The sequence below is a fragment of the Escherichia sp. KS167_9B genome (assembly GCF_030295215.1).
In the GTDB taxonomy this organism is placed as follows: domain Bacteria; phylum Pseudomonadota; class Gammaproteobacteria; order Enterobacterales; family Enterobacteriaceae; genus Escherichia; species Escherichia coli_F.
Window position 1 is genome coordinate 754,417 of the sequence record NZ_AP025754.1, and the last position, 18,966, is coordinate 773,382.

Here is an 18,966-nt window from a genome sequence, read left to right on the forward strand (position 1 = left end):
CTGAACCAGAGGCGATTTCGGGACAATTGTCGCCGAATCGGCTTTCGAAAGTGGGCTATCATCCCACCCCGCGCCGCAGATTGCATCGCCATTTTTGTAAAACAATTTCTACAAAGTCGTGTCTGGCGAAAAAAGTCTGGCTGCGGAGAATATCAGCCTGCCCGGGGCTGTCAATGGTCGTTGCGGCTTACCCGTAAAAAAACAGAAAAGTCATGTATTCTCGACCCCGATGGCACGGCTATTGAGGACGCGTAGCGTCGCGAATTTTTGGTTGATATCAATGGCGCTCCAACACCCCTGGTCAACGCGAAAATGCCACATAGCCTCGGCAGGCATACCCATTAAACGGGCGATTAACAGACTCAGCACACCCTGATGGCTGACGACTAAAATATTCTGATAGTGCTGATATTCACTAAGCCTTGCGATAAACCGTTCCACACGTTGTGAAAATGCCTGAAATCCTTCACCGTTCGTGGGGACAGCATGCTGCCAGTCATTGCACCACGCGCTATAGTTTTCGGCATCTTCTTGCATGAGGTCGCGATGATGTCGCATCTCCCAGTCGCCAAAAAACATTTCGTTGAGTTCAGGGATGATTTGCACGGGGAGCTGGCGATCACTGAGAACCCGTCGCGCGGTATGCTGTGCCCGTTCCAGTTCACTGCATAAAACCAGGTCAAAGGAAACACCATGTAGCAGCGTATGCAGATTTTGCGCTTGCTCAATTCCGCGCGCAGTCAGGGGGGTGGGAGCATGACCGCTGTACAGACCATCGATATTCGCTTGCGTTTCGCCATGACGAATTAACCACAGTCGCATCATGCCCTCCGTAACGACAGGTATCAGCGATACAAGCCTTGTTGGTTAATGTAAGTCAGTACCGGTTCCGGCAATAAATCCTCACACGATTCACCGTTTTGCAAACGTTCACGGATGATGGTCGCCGAGATGTTAAACCACGGCGTTTCAGCCAGATAAATTTTACCGGCAGGCTGAAGGTGAAGATCTTCCGGGTTATGTGTCAAATGATCTTCCAGCCATTGCTGGTATTGCGGTTGCGCCATTTCTAGTGGGTAACCGGGACGCCGACAGACGATCAAATGTGCATTGTCGAGTATCGTTTCGTATTCGTACCAGGTTGGAAAGGTGAGCAGTGAATCCTGGCCAATAATAAATGCCAGCGGCACATCTGGCCCTTGTTCCTGCCGCCATTCTTTCAGTGTTTGTGCAGTGTAAGAGGGAGCATTGCGCTTTAGCTCGCGTTCATCAAGGGTAAACAGTGGCTTGTCGGCAATCGCCAGTTCAAGCATGTGTTTACGCTGCACACTGGTTGCTTCCGGCTGGGGACGATGCGGAGGAACATTATTAGGGATGATGGTGACTCGCGTCAGACCAATCAAGTTCGCCAGCGTTTCCACGGGCTTAAGATGACCATAGTGCACCGGATCAAAGGTGCCACCAAACAGAGCCTGTAAAGATTTCATATCAACCGTCGATAAATACGTCCGCCAGCGGTTTATGGCACAACAGAAGAGATAACCCTTCCAGCTCTGCCCATACTGACTGACCGTAATCTTGTTTGAGGGTGAGTTCCGTTCGTGTCAGGAGTTGCACGGCCTGACGTAACTGCGACTGGCTTAAGCGGTTTAGCGCCTCGCCCATCATGCCCCGGCGGTTCTGCCAAACGCGATGTTTATCAAACAACGCACGCAGTGGCGTATGGGCAGACTGGCGTTTCAGGTTAACCAGTAACAACAGTTCTCGTTGTAATGTGCGCAACAAAATAACCGGCTCGCTGCCTTCCAGACGCAGTTGCTGAAGAATATGCAATGCGCGCTTACTTTTTCCCATCAACAAAGCATCAACCCAATGAAAAGGGGTGAAATGCGCGGCATCATTCACCGCCTGTTCAACGCGCGGTAATGTCAGTTTGCCGTCCGGCCAGAGCAGCGATAAACGCTCCAGTGCCTGGGCCAGTGCCAGCAGGTTACCTTCATAACAGTAGCAGAGCACCTGATTTGCGGCGTCATCCAGTTCTAAGTTGAGCTGTTTTGCACGCGCAGCAACCCAGCGGGGAAGCTGAGCCTGCTCCGGCGTCTGACAGGTCACCTGCACGCTGCGATTCGCAAGAGCAGTAAACCAGGCAGCATTTTCTTGCGCTTTGCTTAATTTATTACCGCGGACGATCAACAGCAGGTCGTCATGCAGAAGTCCAGTGAGTGTGAGAAGTTGTTCATTGATCGCCGCATTCGGTCCGTTTTCTGGTAACAACAGCAATAGCGTTTGTCGACTGGCAAACAGACTCATGGCCTGGCATAACGAAAAGACCGCATTCCAGTCAGTGTTGGGATCAATGGAAAAAGTGTGGTGTTCTTCGAATCCTTGTGCCGCAGCGACCTGACGAATAGCGTCCTGGCTTTCCTGCAATAACAGAGGATCGTTACCAAGTAAAAGATACGCCGCGCGCAGCCCTTCATTGAGCTGCGCGCGAAGTTGTTCCGGGTACAACCGAATCATCAGTTACCCAGCGTGGTAGAGACGCGTGCAGGCGTTGCCGGAGTATCCGTTGTGGTCGACGTCTGTTCTTCGTCGGAACGAATATCCGCAGCACGGATGCTTGGCAGCTTACGAATCAGCTGTTCGGCAGCACGGTCGTACATCTCTTTTACGATCATGTCTTGTTCGTTATCTTTCGCTAACGCCATTTGCGGGTTATCGAAGAACGAACGGAAGACTTTGGCGCTAATCGGGTAGATGTCACGGCCGGGGATCAACACGGTCGCATTGACCGTCATGATCATCTGATACTCTGCTGTTTGACCGTTACGGAATACCGATGCGGTATCTTTCGCGATGCTCACTTTACCCAAACGCAGGGATGGAACGTCCTTACGCGTGGTTTCTTTATCAAGCAACTCGACACCGTTCAGACGTAACTGGTTACGTACCGCACGACTTAACGGCCCGTTCGGGTCGCCAGAGTCCAGGATCATGACCTTCATAGTGGAAGGAACCTGCGTAGTATCACGCAGATGCCAGCCACACCCGGCGGTGATTAACACCGCCAGAGATAACAACAATGTTGCCAGATATCGCACGCTTCCTCCCGCGCTTAGCCAACGACCAGATTGAGGAGTTTACCCGGTACGTAAATCACTTTACGCACGGTAACGCCATCAAGATATTTTGCTACCAGATGTTCCTGACCAGCACGTTCGCGAACCTGTTCTTCCGTTGCGTCCACCGGAACAGTGATTTTGGCACGGACTTTACCGTTAACCTGCACCACCACCAGGGTGGAGTCTTCCACCATCGCTTTTTCGTCAGCAACCGGCCACGGCGCGTTGTCGATATCGCCTTCGCCTTTCAGTTCCTGCCACAGCGTGAAGCAGATGTGCGGGGTGAACGGGTTAAGCATACGGACTACCGCCAGCAGCGCTTCCTGCATCAGGGCGCGATCCTGCTCGCCATCGGTCGGTGCTTTCGCCAGTTTGTTCATCAGCTCCATAATTGCCGCAATCGCGGTGTTGAAGGTCTGACGACGGCCGATATCATCGGTCACTTTAGCGATAGTTTTATGAACATCGCGACGCAGTGCTTTCTGATCTTCAGTCAACGCGTCGACATTCAGTGCTGCAACATCACCTTTTGCAGTGTGCTCGTAAACCAGTTTCCAGACACGTTTCAGGAAGCGGTTAGCCCCTTCCACGCCAGACTCCTGCCATTCGAGAGTCATATCCGCCGGAGAAGCAAACATCATAAACAGACGAACGGTGTCCGCGCCGTAACGTTCAACCATCACCTGTGGGTCGATACCGTTGTTCTTCGACTTAGACATTTTGCTCATGCCGGTATAAACCAGTTCATGGCCTGCCGCATCTTTCGCTTTCACGATACGGCCTTTCTCGTCACGTTCAACGATAGCATCAACTGGGGAAACCCAGTTACGCTCGCCGTTTTCGCCAACATAGTAGAAGGCATCCGCCAGCACCATACCCTGACACAGCAACTGTTTTGCTGGTTCGTCAGAGTTCACCATGCCTGCATCACGCATCAGTTTATGGAAGAAGCGGAAGTAGAGCAGGTGCATAATGGCGTGTTCGATACCACCAATGTAGATATCCACCGGCAGCCAGTAGTTGGCCGCTTCGGAATCCAGCATACCTTCTTTGTACTCAGGGCAAGTGTAGCGCGCATAGTACCAGGAGGACTCCATAAAGGTGTCGAAAGTATCGGTTTCACGCAGCGCAGGCATACCGTTAACGGTGGTTTTCGCCCACTCAGGATCAGCTTTGATTGGGCTGGTAATGCCGTCCATCACCACATCTTCCGGCAGGATCACCGGCAGTTGGTCGTCCGGGGTCGGCATTACAGTACCGTCTTCCAGCGTCACCATCGGAATCGGCGCGCCCCAGTAACGTTGACGGGAAACACCCCAGTCGCGCAGGCGGTAGTTCACTTTACGCTCGCCAACACCCATCGCAGTCAGTTTATCGGCGATGGCGTTGAAGGCTGCTTCATGATCAAGGCCGTTGAACTCGCCAGAGTTGAACAGCACGCCTTTTTCGGTCAGGGCTTGCTGAGAAAGATCTGGCTCAGAGCCGTCAGCTGCCAGGATAACCGGCTTGATATTCAGGCCGTATTTAGAGGCAAACTCGTAGTCGCGCTGATCGTGACCCGGAACCGCCATGACTGCGCCGGTGCCATATTCCATCAATACGAAGTTTGCTGCCCAAACCGGAATTTCTTCGCCCGTTAATGGGTGAACCGCTTTAAAGCCAGTATCGACGCCTTTTTTCTCCATCGTCGCCATTTCAGCTTCGGCAACTTTGGTGTTACGGCATTCGTCAATAAAGGCGGCCAGTTCAGGATTATTTTCCGCCGCTTTCTGTGCCAGCGGATGACCTGCCGCTACCGCCAGGTAGGTACAACCCATAAAGGTGTCCGGGCGGGTAGTGTAAACGGTCAGCGTGTTGTCATAGTCGTTAACGTTGAAGGTGATTTCCACTCCTTCGGAACGACCGATCCAGTTACGCTGCATGGTTTTAACGGTGTCTGGCCAGTGATCCAGTTTATCCAGATCGTTGAGCAGCTCGTCAGCGTAAGCGGTGATTTTGATAAACCACTGCGGGATCTCTTTACGCTCAACTTTGGTATCGCAGCGCCAGCAGCAGCCGTCGATAACCTGTTCGTTCGCCAGTACGGTCTGGTCGTTCGGGCACCAGTTGACCGCAGAAGTCTTCTTATATACCAGGCCTTTTTTATACAGCTCGGTGAAGAATTTCTGTTCCCAACGGTAGTATTCCGGTGTACAGGTTGCCAGCTCGCGGCTCCAGTCATAACCAAAGCCCAGCATTTTGAGCTGGTTTTTCATGTACGCGATGTTGTCGTACGTCCACGGTGCTGGCGCGGTGTTATTTTTCACCGCTGCGCCTTCCGCAGGCAGACCAAACGCGTCCCAGCCGATCGGCTGCAGAACGTTTTTGCCCAGCATGCGCTGGTAACGGGCGATCACGTCACCGATGGTGTAGTTACGTACGTGGCCCATGTGTAGTCGACCAGAAGGATAGGGAAGCATAGACAGGCAGTAATACTTCTCTTTGCTCTCGTCTTCTGTTACTTCAAATGTGCGCTTCTCATCCCAATGAAGCTGTACTTTGGATTCTATCTCTTCCGGGCGGTATTGCTCTTGCATGGCAGCCAGTGGTCCTGTTTTCAATACGGCTACAAAAGTAGCGTTAGAGGTGGTTTTTCAGATCCGCATAGCATAGCCCAAACGTCCGCGTCAAAACAGCCTTTCGCGCACTCGACGTTGAAATGATGCCCGGATTATTCATACATTAATTTACAGAGTTTGTGGGCGTAATAGCAAAGCAAGGAACAAAGAACGTCTATTATTATAGTCAGTTAACGACCCGGGAGATGAAACGATGAACAAGGTTGCTCAATATTACCGTGAACTGGTCGCGTCACTGAGCGAACGCCTGCGTAATGGCGAACGTGATATCGACGCACTGGTGGAACAGGCGCGCGAGCGCGTAATAAAAACAGGGGAGTTAACGCGAACCGAGGTCGATGAGCTGACGCGAGCTGTCAGACGTGACCTGGAAGAGTTCGCCATGAGCTATGAAGAGAGCCTGAAAGAAGAGTCTGACAGCGTCTTTATGCGGGTGATTAAAGAAAGCTTGTGGCAGGAACTGGCAGACATCACCGATAAAACGCAGCTTGAATGGCGCGAAGTTTTCCAGGACCTCAATCATCACGGGGTTTATCACAGCGGGGAAGTCGTAGGTCTGGGGAATCTGGTCTGCGAGAAATGTCACTTCCATCTCCCAATCTACACACCGGAAGTGCTGACGCTATGCCCGAAATGTGGTCATGATCAGTTCCAGAGACGCCCGTTCGAGCCTTAATGGTCCGATTTCAAACAGCAATAAAGAGAATATGGGCCGAATAAAATTCCCCGGCCCTTGTTTTTATCTCTACAGTAAATCTTCAATCTCACGGATTTTTTGACTGACATCCCTGGTACCGGATGACTGAACTTTACGATACAGATCGAGAGCCTGTCGGAGATCGACAGGTCTTCCTTCTCCGTAATGATACATAATGGCAAGGTTATACCAGGCAGTGGCATTATCGCATTCAGCGGCTTTCGTAAACCATTCAAAGGCGGCCTGATAATCCTTCTCAACGCCTTGACCGTGTTTATACATATAGCCGATGTTAACGTAAGCGCCGACGCTTTCCTGAGCGGCAGCCTTCAGATACCAGTACATTGCTTGCTTATAGTCCTGGTCAACCCCTTCGCCAGCGTTATAATCCCACGCAATTTGAAATTGAGCGTGCCGATTACCTTGCTGTGCGCTTTTCAAATACCAGAATGCGGCAAGAGCTTTGTTTTGGGCAACACCTTTACCGTCTTCATAAAGATCGGCCAGATTGTCTTGTGCGTAACTATGGCCTTGCAATGCAGCTTGTTTGTACCAGAAAAATGCCAGCGCATAATCTTGTGTGACTCCGTTGCCATTTCTGTACATCCACCCAAGATTATTTTGCGCATAAGACATTCCGCTCTCCGCGGCTATCTGATACCAGGCAACCGCTTCTTTATAGTTGGGGTCTTCTCCACGATCCAGTATCCAGCCAAGGGCGTTGGAAGCGAAAGTATGGCCTTGTAGGGCAGCTTTTTTCAGCCAAAAGATGGCTTGCCCATTATCTTTATGACGGCTTTTATCCTCGGTATACTTTTGCCCTAAGGAATATTGTGCTTCACAATGACCTTGCTCAGCGGCCAGCTTCAGCCAGTAAAAGGCCTTTTCGTCGTCCGGAGAGTCAATTGCGCTATCGCGATTATAATAAAACCCAACAATATATTGAGCCTCGCAATCGCCTTTTTCAGCACGTTCGATAATCTCATCTATTGATAAATTATCGCAGCAACTTGACGTAAAAATCATTATCATTTCCTTATGGTTGTAGATAAAACATATTATATTTTTATGTATTCCATTTTTGCGTAAGCCTTATTTTATGCGTATTATGTTGCGTCAGAAAAGTATAAATAACTGAGTCTCGCAATGTAGTTTGCATTCATTAAATGAATGTTTAAGGATAAATTATATGGACATGGAGTCGCAAAAAATATTGTTTGCACTTTCCACTCCGATGGAAATACGCAATGAATGCTGTTTACCTTCGCATTCATCCCCCAAAATGTATTTAGGTACATGCTTTTTTGACCTTTCTTCCTCATGGGGAATTGATGACCGTGATGACCTGCTGCGTACAATTCACCGAATGATCGATAACGGTCATGCCGCTCGGTTGGCAGGGCTTTATCACCGCTGGTTTCGTTATTCTCCATGTGAATGGCGTGATTATCTTGCTGAACTAAATGAGCAAGGTCAGGCTTATGCGCAATTTGTCGCCAGCACCGCCGAATGCTGTGGCGAAGGGGGAATCAAAGCCTGGGATTATGTCCGGATGGGTTTTTTAAGCCGAATGGGCGTACTTAATAACTGGTTGAGCGAAGAAGAAAGTCTATGGATCCAGTCGCGCATTCATCTACGGGCGCTACGTTATTATAGTAACTGGCAGCAATACTTTGCCGGTTATACCTTTGGTCGGCAATATTGGCAGTCTCCCGAAGATGATAATCTTCAGTTATTACGTGAATTTTTAGCGCGTAAAGAATACGACGATTCCGGCAATGATATGTTTTATCAATTATTTGCCAGTGATGATGCGTATTACCCTACCTTGTCCTGGCAACCATTGGCTTACTATTCTGCATGCCCGGAAACGCTTAAGGATATGAGCGACCTATGAAAAATTGCTGGAAGATTCTCGAAATAGAGGAAACGACTGAAGTCGATATTATCCGCCGCGCTTATCTGGCGCTGTTACCGTCCTTTCATCCAGAAACCGATCCGCAGGGTTTTAAACAACTTCGTCAGGCGTATGAGGACGCGCTACGGATTGCGCAGTCGCCTGCTAAATCTGTTTGGCAACCAGAAGAACATGAAGTTGCAGAACATGAAATACTGTTCGCCTTTCGTGCGTTACTCGCCTCTGATAGCGAACGTTTTCTGCCCTCTGCCTGGCAGCGATTCATTCAGCAATTAAATTATTGCTCGATGGAAGATATTGATGAATTACGCTGGTCACTGTGCACAATAGCCATGAACACTGCCCATTTATCCTTCGAGTGCGTGGCTTTATTAGCAGAAAGATTGCGGTGGCGACAGGAGGAAAACACCGGGGAAATAGACGAAGAAGAACTGGAATCCTTTTTATATGCCATTGCGAAGGGGAATGTTTTTAACTTCCAGACCATTCTGCATCTGCCTGTTGCCGTGCAAAATGAAACCATTGATTTTTACCAAATGTTCGCGCGGATTTGGTCATCGCATCCAGAATGGCTGACATTATATTTATCGCAACATCGTGCGGTAATTATCCCCGATGATGTAAAACTGCACAGAAATTTACTGTGCTGGTATAGCGCAGTCCGCCTGGGAATACCCGAACTCCTGGACTACGCCCGGTCATGGCGGGAAACTGAACCTGATAATGAAGATGCGCGTTATTATGAATACGCGCAACGCGTCTATTGTGGAGAAGGCGAAAGCTTGCTGGCAGAACTTTGTGACTTCTGGCGCGAGTCTCCCTCGACCCAGGCAGATGTATTAATGTTGCAATGGTGCCGTCAGCATCGGGTCGATTATTACCCGTTAGTCGTGATGATGATTGAAGCACGTGAACTGGTTAACGATCAGGGGAAACCGTTACTTTATGTTCCTGGCGACAGTGCGCGTACGCGCTTTCAATTATACGAAATACTCAGCGATGAGAAACTCTCTGCGCTGGGGCGTTCTCTGGTTGAGATGGTTTTGCACAAAGGGCGTAAGCCGCGAATCTCACTCACGCGTGATACAGAACATCCCTTATGGCCATTATATTTAGTTGCTAAACAATTAGTGAAGACCAGCCAACCGACAGAAGAATCATTGATGCCGATCGTCGCCCGCCTTGATGCAGAAGATCGTTGTCCTCTGGACGCATTAATAATTCGACGATTATTAATTCAGTCGGCGAATTTTGCCGGGCAACAAACCGTCAAGCCGGAGCCGCAACCGCAGCCAATGCCCGTTGACGATGGTGGGCCGGGCTGTCTGGGCATCATTAAAATTATTTTCTATATTTTTATCTTTGCCGGTTTGATAGGGAAAATACTTCATCTGTTCGGGTGAAAGTCGACGTTAATGTGCGGGAAGCTCTGCAAGTAATCTTTCCGCATTTTTATAATGTTGCTCTGCCGCCAGTTCTAACCATTTGCGAGCTTCATAATTGTTGGTGCTAATGCCCGTGCCGTTTCTGTAGATCAAACCCAACGTGTATTGTGCATGAACATGCCCTTGTTCAGCTGCTTCCTTATACCAGAGAATTGCTTTACGGGTATCGGGATTGACTCCCAAACCTTTCAGGTAGATCCATCCCAGTTGACTTTGCGCGCGTGGATTTTCCTGTTCCGCTGATTGCTCATACCAGTATCTCGCCTTTGTATAATCCAGAGGCTTACCATCGCTACCATGAAGATAAAATTCGCCAAGTCTATATTGCGACGTTGAGTGACCATGAATGGCGGAAAGCTCTGTTGCTGCCGTGGTAAACGGAAGACTGCCCGGTGAGCTTAAATAATCAAAGACATAATTCGCCATAGCTTTATCGCGCAGGGTCGTTTTGTTGGGTTGGCTAATACAGGTAATTGCCGCAACTATAAATATTGCGAATATATATATTAATTTTTTATTCATGCATGAATACTTCTATTTTCTTTTATTTTGAAAACGTCAAGTTTATACTCATCGATAATAAAAAAGTAGTCAGTTAATGCACTTAAGGGATTATTAACAAATGAATAAGGAAGAACAATATCTTCTTTTTGCGCTTTCTGCACCCATGGAAATACTTAATCAGGGTTGCAAGCCAGCGCATGACTCGCCAAAAATGTATACTGGGATAAAAGAATTCGATCTCTCATCATCCTGGGGAATAAATAATCGTGATGATTTAATTCAGACTATTTATCAGATGACCGATGATGGTCATGCCAATGATTTAGCTGGCTTATATCTGACATGGCATCGCTCTTCCCCTGAAGAGTGGAAAACATTAATTGCTGGCGGCTCGGAGAGAGGGTTGATTTATACCCAATTCGTTGCCCAAACCGCTATGTGTTGTGGGGAAGGGGGAATCAAAGCCTGGGATTATGTGCGGATGGGGTTTTTATCGCGGGTCGGTGTGCTCAACAATTGGCTGACGGAAGAAGAGAGTTTATGGCTGCAATCGCGCGTTTATGTACGAGCTCACCATTATTATCACAGCTGGATTCACTATTTTGCCGCCTATTCATTAGGACGTCTCTACTGGCAATCTTCCCAGTGTGAAGACAACGCTTCGCTACGCGAGGCGCTAACCCTGTACAAATACGATAACGCCGGGAGTCGGATGTTCGAGGAGTTGGCAGCGGGAAGCGATCGTTTCTATGCCACGCTTCCCTGGCAGCCATTAATTGTCCAGCCTGAATGCCCGGTAACGCTTAAGGATGTGAGCGACCTATGAAAACATGTTGGCAAATCCTCGAAATTGAAAGCACGACGCAAATAGACAGTATCCGCCAGGCTTATCTTGCTCGCTTACCGTTGTGTCATCCCGAAACCGATCCGCAGGGGTTTAAAGCATTACGCCAAGCCTATGAAGAGGCGCTGCGACTGGCTGTCAATCCGGACGAAAAAAATGCTGATGACGAGAAAAATCTTGCAGAAGAGCACGAAGCACTGAAAGCGTTCAGAACCTTACTGGCTTCGGAAAGCGATCGTTTTCAGCCCTCCGCCTGGCAGAAATTTATTCAGCAATTAAATACCTGGAACATGGAGGATGTCGATCAATTACGCTGGCCGCTGTGTGCAATCGCTACAGAAGCGCGATATCTTTCATTAAATTGTGCTTCTTTGCTGGCAGAGCGTTTGAACTGGCATTCATTTAATGAAAGTGAAGGCATGGACGAGGAAGAACGGGAGGCTTTTCTTGAGGCCATTCAGGCCGGGGATTGTTTCGATTTTCTAAGCCTTCTGGAATATCCCGTCGCGTTGCAGAACCAGACTGTTGAGTATTACTTCGCATTGGAACGCTGCTGCCGTTATCACCCTGACTATGTCACTGCGTTTTTGGCGATGGAAGGTCCGTGGTTCATTCCCGATGATGCGAAGTTGCATCGCAAATTGTTGCGCTGGTATAGCTCGGTGCAAACAGGTATGGCGGAACTCATTTCTGTAGCGCAACAGTGGCAAACGGAAGAACCAGAAAGTGAAGATGCCCGATATTACCAGTGTGCGCAACGGTTATACTGCGGCGAGGGTGAAAGCATGCTTGCCGATCTCTGTGGTTACTGGGAAAGTTATCCATCTACACAAGCCGATAATTTATTACTGCAGTGGAGTGCGCAACATTGCCCGGATTACTTCGCGCTGTTAGTGATGGTTATCGAAGCGCGAAGCATGGTTGATGCGCAAGGTAAGCCGCTGAAATATGTTCCTGGTGAGAGCGCCCGGACGAGGCTGTTATGGGCGGAAATTTTACATAGCGGAAAATTATCGCCGTTAGGTCAATCGTTTATTGAGTCGTTATTCTTCAAGCGCAAAGCATGGGCATGGTGGAAATCGAGAGTCGGTAGCGAGACAGAACAAGATTCACCGTTACTGGATTTGTATCGGGTAGCGGAACAGGTTGTGCTGGAAGCGTTCCCGAAACAAGAGATGCTGGCCCGTCTTAATACAAGGCTGGAAGGTGGAGATGCTCATCCATTAGAGGCCATTATCACGCGGATGCTGTTGACGAAAGTGAAACTCGAGCCGGAGGATGAAGATGTCGATGAGCCAACACCTGAAAACCACGAAGAAAAAAATGATGAGGATGAAAAACCACAGAGCATTACCAGCATTATCAAAATCAGCTTAACGGTGCTGGTGATAGGTTATGCTCTCGGAAAAATCGCGATGTTGTTTAGCTGAGGATGTGTTTTTTGCGCCGATGCCGAATGCAGCGTTTATGCCGCATCCGGCAGCCGTGTTTAAGGGATCTCAATAGCCAAATAATCGCTCGCCCGTCGCCGAACTTCATCGACGCGGGCCATATCGTTTGACTGCAACGCCGCATCAAAATCGGTGATCACCCGGCCGATCTCTTCTCGCTCGTCACCCAGCGCCCGCGCCCACAACTCTTCCAGTTTGGCCTTAAAGGTGCGGTTGATGAGCATATCGCGCGGATAAATTTTCAATGCGGATAACCGCGTCCGACTCTCTTCAATCTGCTGTGCGCTCAATGTTACAGGACTGTGGTTAATGACTCTGGACTTAACGCTGCCGTCTTCCAGAAGCACGTCAACTTCAAGCAACCCGTTGATATCATAACTAAAGCGAATATCAATCGACTGATAAGCCCCGGTTTTCTTCAACGGCACATCGAAGGATTCTACCAGAATGTTATTTTTAACTTTGTGGTTTTCTCCCTGATAGACGTTAACCGTAATTGAATCCTGTTCCGGGTGCATGGTCGAGTAAGTTTCTACACGCGACACCGGTACAGTGGTGTTTCGTTCAATAATCGGTGAGAAAATGCCGGAAACGCCCTGGCGGTTAACTTCAACACCTAAGGAGTAGGGGCAAATATCGGTGAGGATCACTTCTTCAATGTCTTCGCTGCGTAAGCGGCAGGCGGCCTGGATCGCTGCGCCCAGCGCGACAATAGTACTCGGGTCGTAACTTTGATACGGTAATTTGCCAAACAGACGCACGGCGATTCGCTGCACCAGCGGCATTTGTGATGCGCCGCCAACCAGCACCAGACTGTCGATTTGACTTGGCTTCAGACGTGCATCGCGCAACGCCTGTTCAATCGGCACTCGCAAGCGATTGAGCAGCGGCAACCACAAATCTTCCAGTTCGTTCTCGTAAAATTCGCACTCACGCGTTTCTTCCTGATACTGCCAGCTAATTTGCAGCGGTAATTGATTGCTGCATTTTGCCGCTTCCACGCTGGTGTACAGGGCTGCCAGCTCACTTTCGTTGAGCATGTTTTTAGCCACTGCGGCGCGTTTTAAAACTTCATCCACCAGCATATGAGTAAAATCTTCGCCGCCAAGAAAGTTGTCGCCAGCGGAGGCGTGAACTTCAATCACCGGCGTGGCGTATTCGAGCACCGTGACGTCAAACGTGCCGCCACCGAGATCAAAAACCAGCGAGCGGGTATTTTGTTGCGTATGCAGGCCATATGCCATCGCAGCTGCTGTGGGTTCATTAATTAAGCGTACCGCATTTAACCCGGCTAACTCCGCTGCTAAACGGGTATGCTTGCGTTGTTCATCGCTGAAATAAGCCGGAACGGAGATCACCACATCTTTAATCGGACGTTGCAGAAATTCTTCGGCATCTTCTTTTAATGAGCGTAATACCAAAGAGGACAGTTCAGGCGCGTTAAATGTGTCGCTGCCTAACCGCCAGTTGGTATTACTGCCCATTGCACGTTTAAATAACGCTGCCGTTTTATCCGGATGCGAAGTGCGCCGTGATACAGCGGGTTTTCCGACTAAAATATGATTATTTTCATCCATGCTAATTATGGATGGTGTTAAATATTCACCGAACTTATTTGGAATTAATTGCGCGGCACCGTCTTTCCAGACGGCAATTAAACTATTGGTAGTACCGAGATCGATACCAATGGCGAGTTCTGCATTATCCATTGCATTTATATCTTAAAGGAAAAAGAGATAAACAGATTAAGACCACCCAGGTAACGCGTGGTGATCTTAATCAATGACGTGTGTTAAGCGTAAAATTTCAGACGATCAGCCAGTAAATCAACAAAGCCCTGACGATCAACATCGACCATTACAGTAGCATTCGGTTTATTGCCGGTCAGATAATAATAATCAACAACCGTCATACCCTGGGTATATTTCCCTTGTGTTTCCACGCCAACCCAGCGCTCAACAGTGGTAAACAACTCTGGTTTCAACAGCCAGGCGATGGTGCATGGGTCATGCAGCGGTGCGCCAACAAAGCCCCATTTTTCGTCTTTATGATATTCGAGGAAGAAATCCAGCAGTTCGGCAACAATGGTTGAAACAGGGTTGCCAATCGCGCGGAAACGCTCGGTGTCCTCAACGTAAATTTGCGCTTTGTGAGTAACATCCAGACCGGCCATCACCACCGGGATCCCTGACTGGAAGACAATTTCTGCCGCTTCCGGGTCAACATAAATATTAAACTCGGCGGCTGGCGTCCAGTTACCAATCCCCATTGCGCCGCCCATAATCACGATTCGGGCGATTTTGCTATGCAGTTCCGGGTGGCTATTGAGCAGCAAGGCAACGTTAGTTTGCGGTCCGGTAGAAACAATCGTGACAGGTTCCGCACTTTCACGCAGCGTTTTCGCCATCAACTCCACCGCCGTACAGTTTTGCGGTGCGAACGTCGGTTCCGGTAATGCAGGGCCGTCGAGACCGCTTTCGCCGTGCACATTGTCCGCGATAATCAAATCACGCATTAATGGTTTTACCGCGCCGCCTGCTACCGGAATATCGGTGCGATTAAGCAAGGTCAGCATACGCAGAACATTGCGTAAGGTTTTTTCTGGTGTCTGGTTTCCGGCGGAAGACGTAATTGCTTTGACATCAAGCTCTGGTGAGGCGAGGGCGAGAACTATTGCGATAGCGTCGTCATGACCTGGATCGCAATCTAACAGAATTGGCAGTGCCATTGTTGCTCCTTGTTGTGTGCTTCTTTGCGACAAGGGTAACGCCAGGATGTAACAGATACGAGGGCCGAAACGAGAAAGCGTGAGATGGCGCGCACTTGGGTATGCGCGCCAGAGTGATTAATGCAGGATTTTCGCGAGGAAGTCTTTTGCGCGGTCCGATTTCGGATCATCGAAGAAAGCATCTTTCGGCGAGTCTTCAACAATTTTACCCTCGTCCATAAAGATCACCCGATTCGCCACTTTGCGGGCAAAGCCCATTTCGTGGGTCACCACCATCATGGTCATTCCTTCGTTCGCCAGTTCGACCATCACGTCCAGCACTTCGTTGATCATCTCCGGATCCAGCGCTGATGTCGGTTCGTCGAACAGCATCGCAATAGGGTCCATGCACAATGCGCGAGCGATTGCCACACGCTGCTGTTGACCGCCGGAAAGCTGCGCTGGAAATTTAGTGGCATGTGCGGAAAGTCCTACGCGCTCCAGTAATTTCAGGGCTTTTTCACGAGCGGGCGCTTTATCGCGTTTAAGCACTTTCACCTGCGCCAGGGTCAGGTTTTCAATAATCGACAAATGAGGGAACAGCTCGAAATGCTGGAACACCATCCCGACGCGGGAACGCAACTTTGCCAGATCGGTTTTCTTATCATTAACTACGATGCCATCGACGGTGATTTCACCTTGCTGCACCGGTTCGAGGCCGTTGACGGTTTTAATCAGTGTTGATTTGCCGGAGCCTGACGGGCCGCAAACCACCACCACTTCGCCTTTTCTCACTTCGGTTGAGCAGTCGGTCAGCACCTGAAAGTGACCATACCATTTTGAAACATTTTTCAGGGTAATCATTATGCTGTCCTTCTTTTCAAGTAGCTGACCAACAACGATGCGCTAAGGCTAATAACGAAATAAACAAACCCGGCAAACAGAATCATTTCGACCTGTGTACCATCACGCTCACCAATGGTTGAGGCGGTACGGAAGAAATCGGCCAGAGATAACACATACACCAGTGAGGTATCCTGGAACAGTACGATGCCCTGAGTGAGCAGCAGCGGCACCATAGCGCGGAACGCCTGCGGCAGAATAATCAGTTTCATCGACTGCCAGTGAGTCATCCCCAACGCCAGCGCGGCGCTCGACTGCCCACGGGAAATACTTTGAATACCGGCACGGATAATCTCTGAATAGTAGGCCGCTTCAAACATCGAAAACGCCACCATCGCCGAAATTAAACGGATATCATTTTTTGGCGATAATCCCAGCACGTTTTGCAGAAAACCCGGCACAATCAGGTAAAACCACAGCAAAACCATGACTAAAGGAATCGAGCGGAATACGTTAACGTAGGCTTTGGCAAACCAGGCAATCGGCGCAAAGCTGGACAAGCGCATTACTGCCAGCATCGTACCCCACAAAATACCAATGACCACCGCCGTGATGGTGATTTTCAGGGTGATCACCAGCCCGTCGAGCAGATATGGCAGGGAAGGAACAATGGAACTCCAGTCAAACTCGTACATTATTTGCCCCCCATGTTGCCGGGCAGGCGAACTTTACGTTCAACCAGCGTCATCACCAGCATGATAAAAGCGTTAATCAACACATACGCCAGCGTAATGGCGGTAAATGACTCCCAGGCGTGGGCCGAGTAATCGAGCAATTTACCGGCCTGCGCCGCCATATCCACCAGACCGATGGTCGAGGCGATGGCGGAGTTTTTTACCAGGTTCATCATCTCAGAGGTCATTGGCGGGACGATAACGCGATAAGCGTTAGGCAACAGTACGTAGCGGTAAGCCTGCGGTAGCGTCAGACCCATTGCCAGCGCGGCATTCTTTTGCCCACGCGGCAACGACTGAATCGCGGCGCGTACTTGTTCGCAAACACGAGCTGCAGTAAACAGTCCCAGACAGAGCATGGAGGAGAGGAAAAACTGAATATTTGGGTCTAGTTCTGCCTTAAACCACATGCCGATTTTTTCCGGCAACAGTTCAGGGATAACCAGATACCAGGTAAAGAATTGCACAATCAACGGCACGTTGCGGAACAGTTCGACATACAACGTACCCAGACCGGAGAGAAAACGGTTTGGAACGGTACGTAAAATGCCGAAAAATGAACCGACAAGGAAAGCGATAATCCAGGCGCAGATCGACAAAGCGATCGTCACCTGAAAACCACTCCAGATCCAACCAAGATAGGTGGTGTTGCCGAACGGGGCTTGTTGTAAAAAAATACCCCAGTTCCAGTCTATAGACATAAATCTACTCCAGAAAAAAGAGGGTAGCAGCGTTAACTGCTACCCTCGAAGATTGTTACCCAGCGTATTGCGGTTTTCAGGCCCGATGGGGAACGGCCATCAGGCGTATAGTCTGTCCGTGCTACGTAACAATCGAGAGGGCTGGAATTTCCGCCCCTGGTTCTTGTAATTAGTTCAGTGCCTTGTCATTCGGTTCTTTGAACAGTGCTTTCATTTCGTCCGACAGTTCGAAATTCATGTTCAGGTTTTTCGGCGGAATTGGATTTTTGAACCACTTATCAAACCATTTTTCCGCTTCACCGGAGGTCTGCACCTGAGCGATAGTGTCATCCATCAGCTTTTTGAACTGCGGATCGTCTTTACGCAACATGCAACCGTAGGCTTCCTGAGACTGCGGCTTGCCGACGATTTCCCAGTTGTCTGGTTTCTTCGCTTTCGCTCGCTCACCGGCTAACAGAGCGTCATCCATCATAAAGGCAACGGCACGACCGCTTTCCAGGGTGCGGAAAGAGTCACCGTGATCTTTGGCGCTGATGATGCGCATATTCATTTTTTGCTCTTCATTCAGTTTGTTGAGCAAAACTTCAGAGGTAGTGCCGGAAGTAACGACTACGGCTTTGCCTTTCAGGTCGGCAAAATCTTTGATATCGCCGCCCTTTTTGGTCAGCAGGCGCGTACCGACCACGAAAATAGTGTCAGAGAAAGCCGCCTGTTTTTGGCGTTCGACGTTGTTGGTGGTAGAACCACATTCAAAATCGAAAGTGCCGTTTTGCAGCAGAGGAATACGGTTTTGTGAGGTGATCGGAATCAGTTTCACCTGCAAGTCCGGTTTGTTGAGTTTCTTTTTCACTGCTTCAACAATGGCGTTGGAGTAATCCTGCGAGTAACCCACCACTTTTTGCTGATTGTCGTAATAAGAGAAAGGTACTGAAGATTCACGGTGACCGACGACAATCACACCGTTTTTGGCGATTTTGTCCAGCGTACTGCCCGCTGCCGGGGCGGCGTCATCTGCCTGTGCCAGTCCTGCGGAAAGCGCCAGGGCCAGGATTGCTGTGGCAGGTTTACGTAATTGCATATCCAACTCCTTTATCTTCTGCGTTAAGAACGCATGGATACCCGTTGTGAGTGTTTGTGTTGTTATCATCTGCAACTTTATTGTGCAGTGTTGTGTTTGTTAGGTAACATTTAGTTTGGCTAAATGTAAAGATATTGATGTTTTATTGTTTGTTTTTGCGAGATGCGCCGCACCATTCCGAAGCAAAATTCTTAAACCGCACCTTTTTGGTGCTACCGCTGATTTGTGTTGGTGCAACCCGGTTGCGTTGCGGCTGATTTCATTGCTTACACAGTAAATAAAGCAACTTACATGCCAAAAAATA

Annotated in this window: 18 protein-coding genes; 5 read left to right on the forward strand and 13 right to left on the reverse strand. The window is 49.2% G+C overall.

What is annotated here, in order from left to right; all coding sequences use genetic code 11:
• Positions 1–210: 210 nt before the first annotated feature.
• The 5 genes from QUE34_RS03525 to leuS are packed head-to-tail and all read right to left on the reverse strand — an operon-like array spanning position 211 to position 5,698.
• A complete protein-coding gene (locus QUE34_RS03525; RefSeq protein ID WP_105268409.1) occupies positions 211–822 on the reverse strand; it encodes an adenosylcobalamin/alpha-ribazole phosphatase in 612 nt (203 codons plus the stop codon).
• Positions 823–845: 23 nt separating this feature from the next.
• Positions 846–1,487, reverse strand: a complete 642-nt coding sequence (nadD, locus tag QUE34_RS03530) for a nicotinate-nucleotide adenylyltransferase (RefSeq protein ID WP_032183614.1) — start codon at positions 1,485–1,487, stop codon at positions 846–848.
• A gap of 1 nt (position 1,488) precedes the next feature.
• The gene (gene holA, locus QUE34_RS03535) at positions 1,489–2,520 is read right to left on the reverse strand and encodes a DNA polymerase III subunit delta (RefSeq protein ID WP_032302670.1); all 1,032 of its coding nucleotides are present in this window, start codon (positions 2,518–2,520) and stop codon (positions 1,489–1,491) included.
• Positions 2,520–3,101, reverse strand: a complete 582-nt coding sequence (lptE, locus tag QUE34_RS03540) for an LPS assembly lipoprotein LptE (protein ID WP_001269673.1) — start codon at positions 3,099–3,101, stop codon at positions 2,520–2,522. The genes holA and lptE overlap by 1 nt, the downstream gene beginning before the upstream one ends.
• Before the next feature lie 14 nt (positions 3,102–3,115).
• Positions 3,116–5,698 carry a leucine--tRNA ligase gene (gene leuS, locus QUE34_RS03545; RefSeq protein ID WP_001157890.1) on the reverse strand — a complete coding sequence of 861 codons (2,583 nt, stop codon included), beginning with the start codon at positions 5,696–5,698 and terminating at the stop codon, positions 3,116–3,118.
• Between the two features lie 235 nt (positions 5,699–5,933).
• Between leuS and QUE34_RS03550 the strand changes: the two genes are divergently transcribed.
• Positions 5,934–6,416: a zinc ribbon-containing protein gene (locus tag QUE34_RS03550; RefSeq protein ID WP_001044880.1), complete on the forward strand. Its 483-nt coding sequence runs from the start codon at positions 5,934–5,936 to the stop codon at positions 6,414–6,416.
• Between the two features lie 69 nt (positions 6,417–6,485).
• Here QUE34_RS03550 and ybeQ read toward each other — a convergent pair whose 3' ends face one another.
• Positions 6,486–7,463: a Sel1 family TPR-like repeat protein YbeQ gene (gene ybeQ / locus QUE34_RS03555; RefSeq protein ID WP_105268408.1), complete on the reverse strand. Its 978-nt coding sequence runs from the start codon at positions 7,461–7,463 to the stop codon at positions 6,486–6,488.
• Between the two features lie 163 nt (positions 7,464–7,626).
• On the opposite strand from ybeQ, the gene QUE34_RS03560 reads away from it, so the two are divergent.
• Both QUE34_RS03560 and QUE34_RS03565 read left to right on the forward strand, forming a co-directional pair.
• Entirely contained in the window at positions 7,627–8,334 is a 708-nt protein-coding gene (locus tag QUE34_RS03560; protein ID WP_103253831.1) for a DUF1266 domain-containing protein, read from the forward strand.
• Positions 8,331–9,758 (forward strand): J domain-containing protein, encoded by a 1,428-nt coding sequence (locus QUE34_RS03565; RefSeq protein ID WP_103253830.1) that lies wholly within the window; start codon positions 8,331–8,333, stop codon positions 9,756–9,758. The genes QUE34_RS03560 and QUE34_RS03565 overlap by 4 nt, the downstream gene beginning before the upstream one ends.
• A gap of 9 nt (positions 9,759–9,767) precedes the next feature.
• Here the strand turns inward: QUE34_RS03565 and QUE34_RS03570 are convergent, their stop codons facing one another.
• Positions 9,768–10,322 carry a tetratricopeptide repeat protein gene (locus QUE34_RS03570; RefSeq protein ID WP_105268407.1) on the reverse strand — a complete coding sequence of 185 codons (555 nt, stop codon included), beginning with the start codon at positions 10,320–10,322 and terminating at the stop codon, positions 9,768–9,770.
• Between the two features lie 100 nt (positions 10,323–10,422).
• Here QUE34_RS03570 and QUE34_RS03575 point away from each other — a divergent pair, with 100 nt between their 5' ends.
• Complete coding sequence (locus tag QUE34_RS03575) at positions 10,423–11,130, forward strand: DUF1266 domain-containing protein (protein ID WP_032183623.1); 708 nt, start codon at positions 10,423–10,425, stop codon at positions 11,128–11,130.
• Positions 11,127–12,578 (forward strand): co-chaperone DjlC, encoded by a 1,452-nt coding sequence (djlC, locus tag QUE34_RS03580; protein WP_103253828.1) that lies wholly within the window; start codon positions 11,127–11,129, stop codon positions 12,576–12,578. The genes QUE34_RS03575 and djlC overlap by 4 nt, the downstream gene beginning before the upstream one ends.
• 59 nt (positions 12,579–12,637) lie before the next feature.
• On the opposite strand, the gene hscC is transcribed toward djlC, so the two are convergent.
• From hscC to gltI, 6 genes are all read right to left on the reverse strand, one after another.
• Positions 12,638–14,308, reverse strand: coding sequence for a molecular chaperone HscC (gene hscC / locus QUE34_RS03585; RefSeq protein WP_089582969.1), 1,671 nt, complete (start codon positions 14,306–14,308; stop codon positions 12,638–12,640).
• Between the two features lie 83 nt (positions 14,309–14,391).
• Positions 14,392–15,327: a pyrimidine-specific ribonucleoside hydrolase RihA gene (gene rihA, locus QUE34_RS03590; protein WP_103253827.1), complete on the reverse strand. Its 936-nt coding sequence runs from the start codon at positions 15,325–15,327 to the stop codon at positions 14,392–14,394.
• A 117-nt stretch (positions 15,328–15,444) separates the two neighbouring features.
• The gene (gene gltL / locus QUE34_RS03595; RefSeq protein WP_103253826.1) at positions 15,445–16,170 is read right to left on the reverse strand and encodes a glutamate/aspartate ABC transporter ATP-binding protein GltL; all 726 of its coding nucleotides are present in this window, start codon (positions 16,168–16,170) and stop codon (positions 15,445–15,447) included.
• The gene (gene gltK, locus QUE34_RS03600) at positions 16,170–16,844 is read right to left on the reverse strand and encodes a glutamate/aspartate ABC transporter permease GltK (protein ID WP_000272807.1); all 675 of its coding nucleotides are present in this window, start codon (positions 16,842–16,844) and stop codon (positions 16,170–16,172) included. Before gltK ends, gltL begins: the two co-directional genes overlap by 1 nt.
• Positions 16,844–17,584 carry a glutamate/aspartate ABC transporter permease GltJ gene (gene gltJ, locus QUE34_RS03605; RefSeq protein WP_000020941.1) on the reverse strand — a complete coding sequence of 247 codons (741 nt, stop codon included), beginning with the start codon at positions 17,582–17,584 and terminating at the stop codon, positions 16,844–16,846. Before gltJ ends, gltK begins: the two co-directional genes overlap by 1 nt.
• A 169-nt stretch (positions 17,585–17,753) precedes the next feature.
• Complete coding sequence (gltI, locus tag QUE34_RS03610) at positions 17,754–18,662, reverse strand: glutamate/aspartate ABC transporter substrate-binding protein GltI (protein WP_001177085.1); 909 nt, start codon at positions 18,660–18,662, stop codon at positions 17,754–17,756.
• Positions 18,663–18,966: the final 304 nt, after the last annotated feature.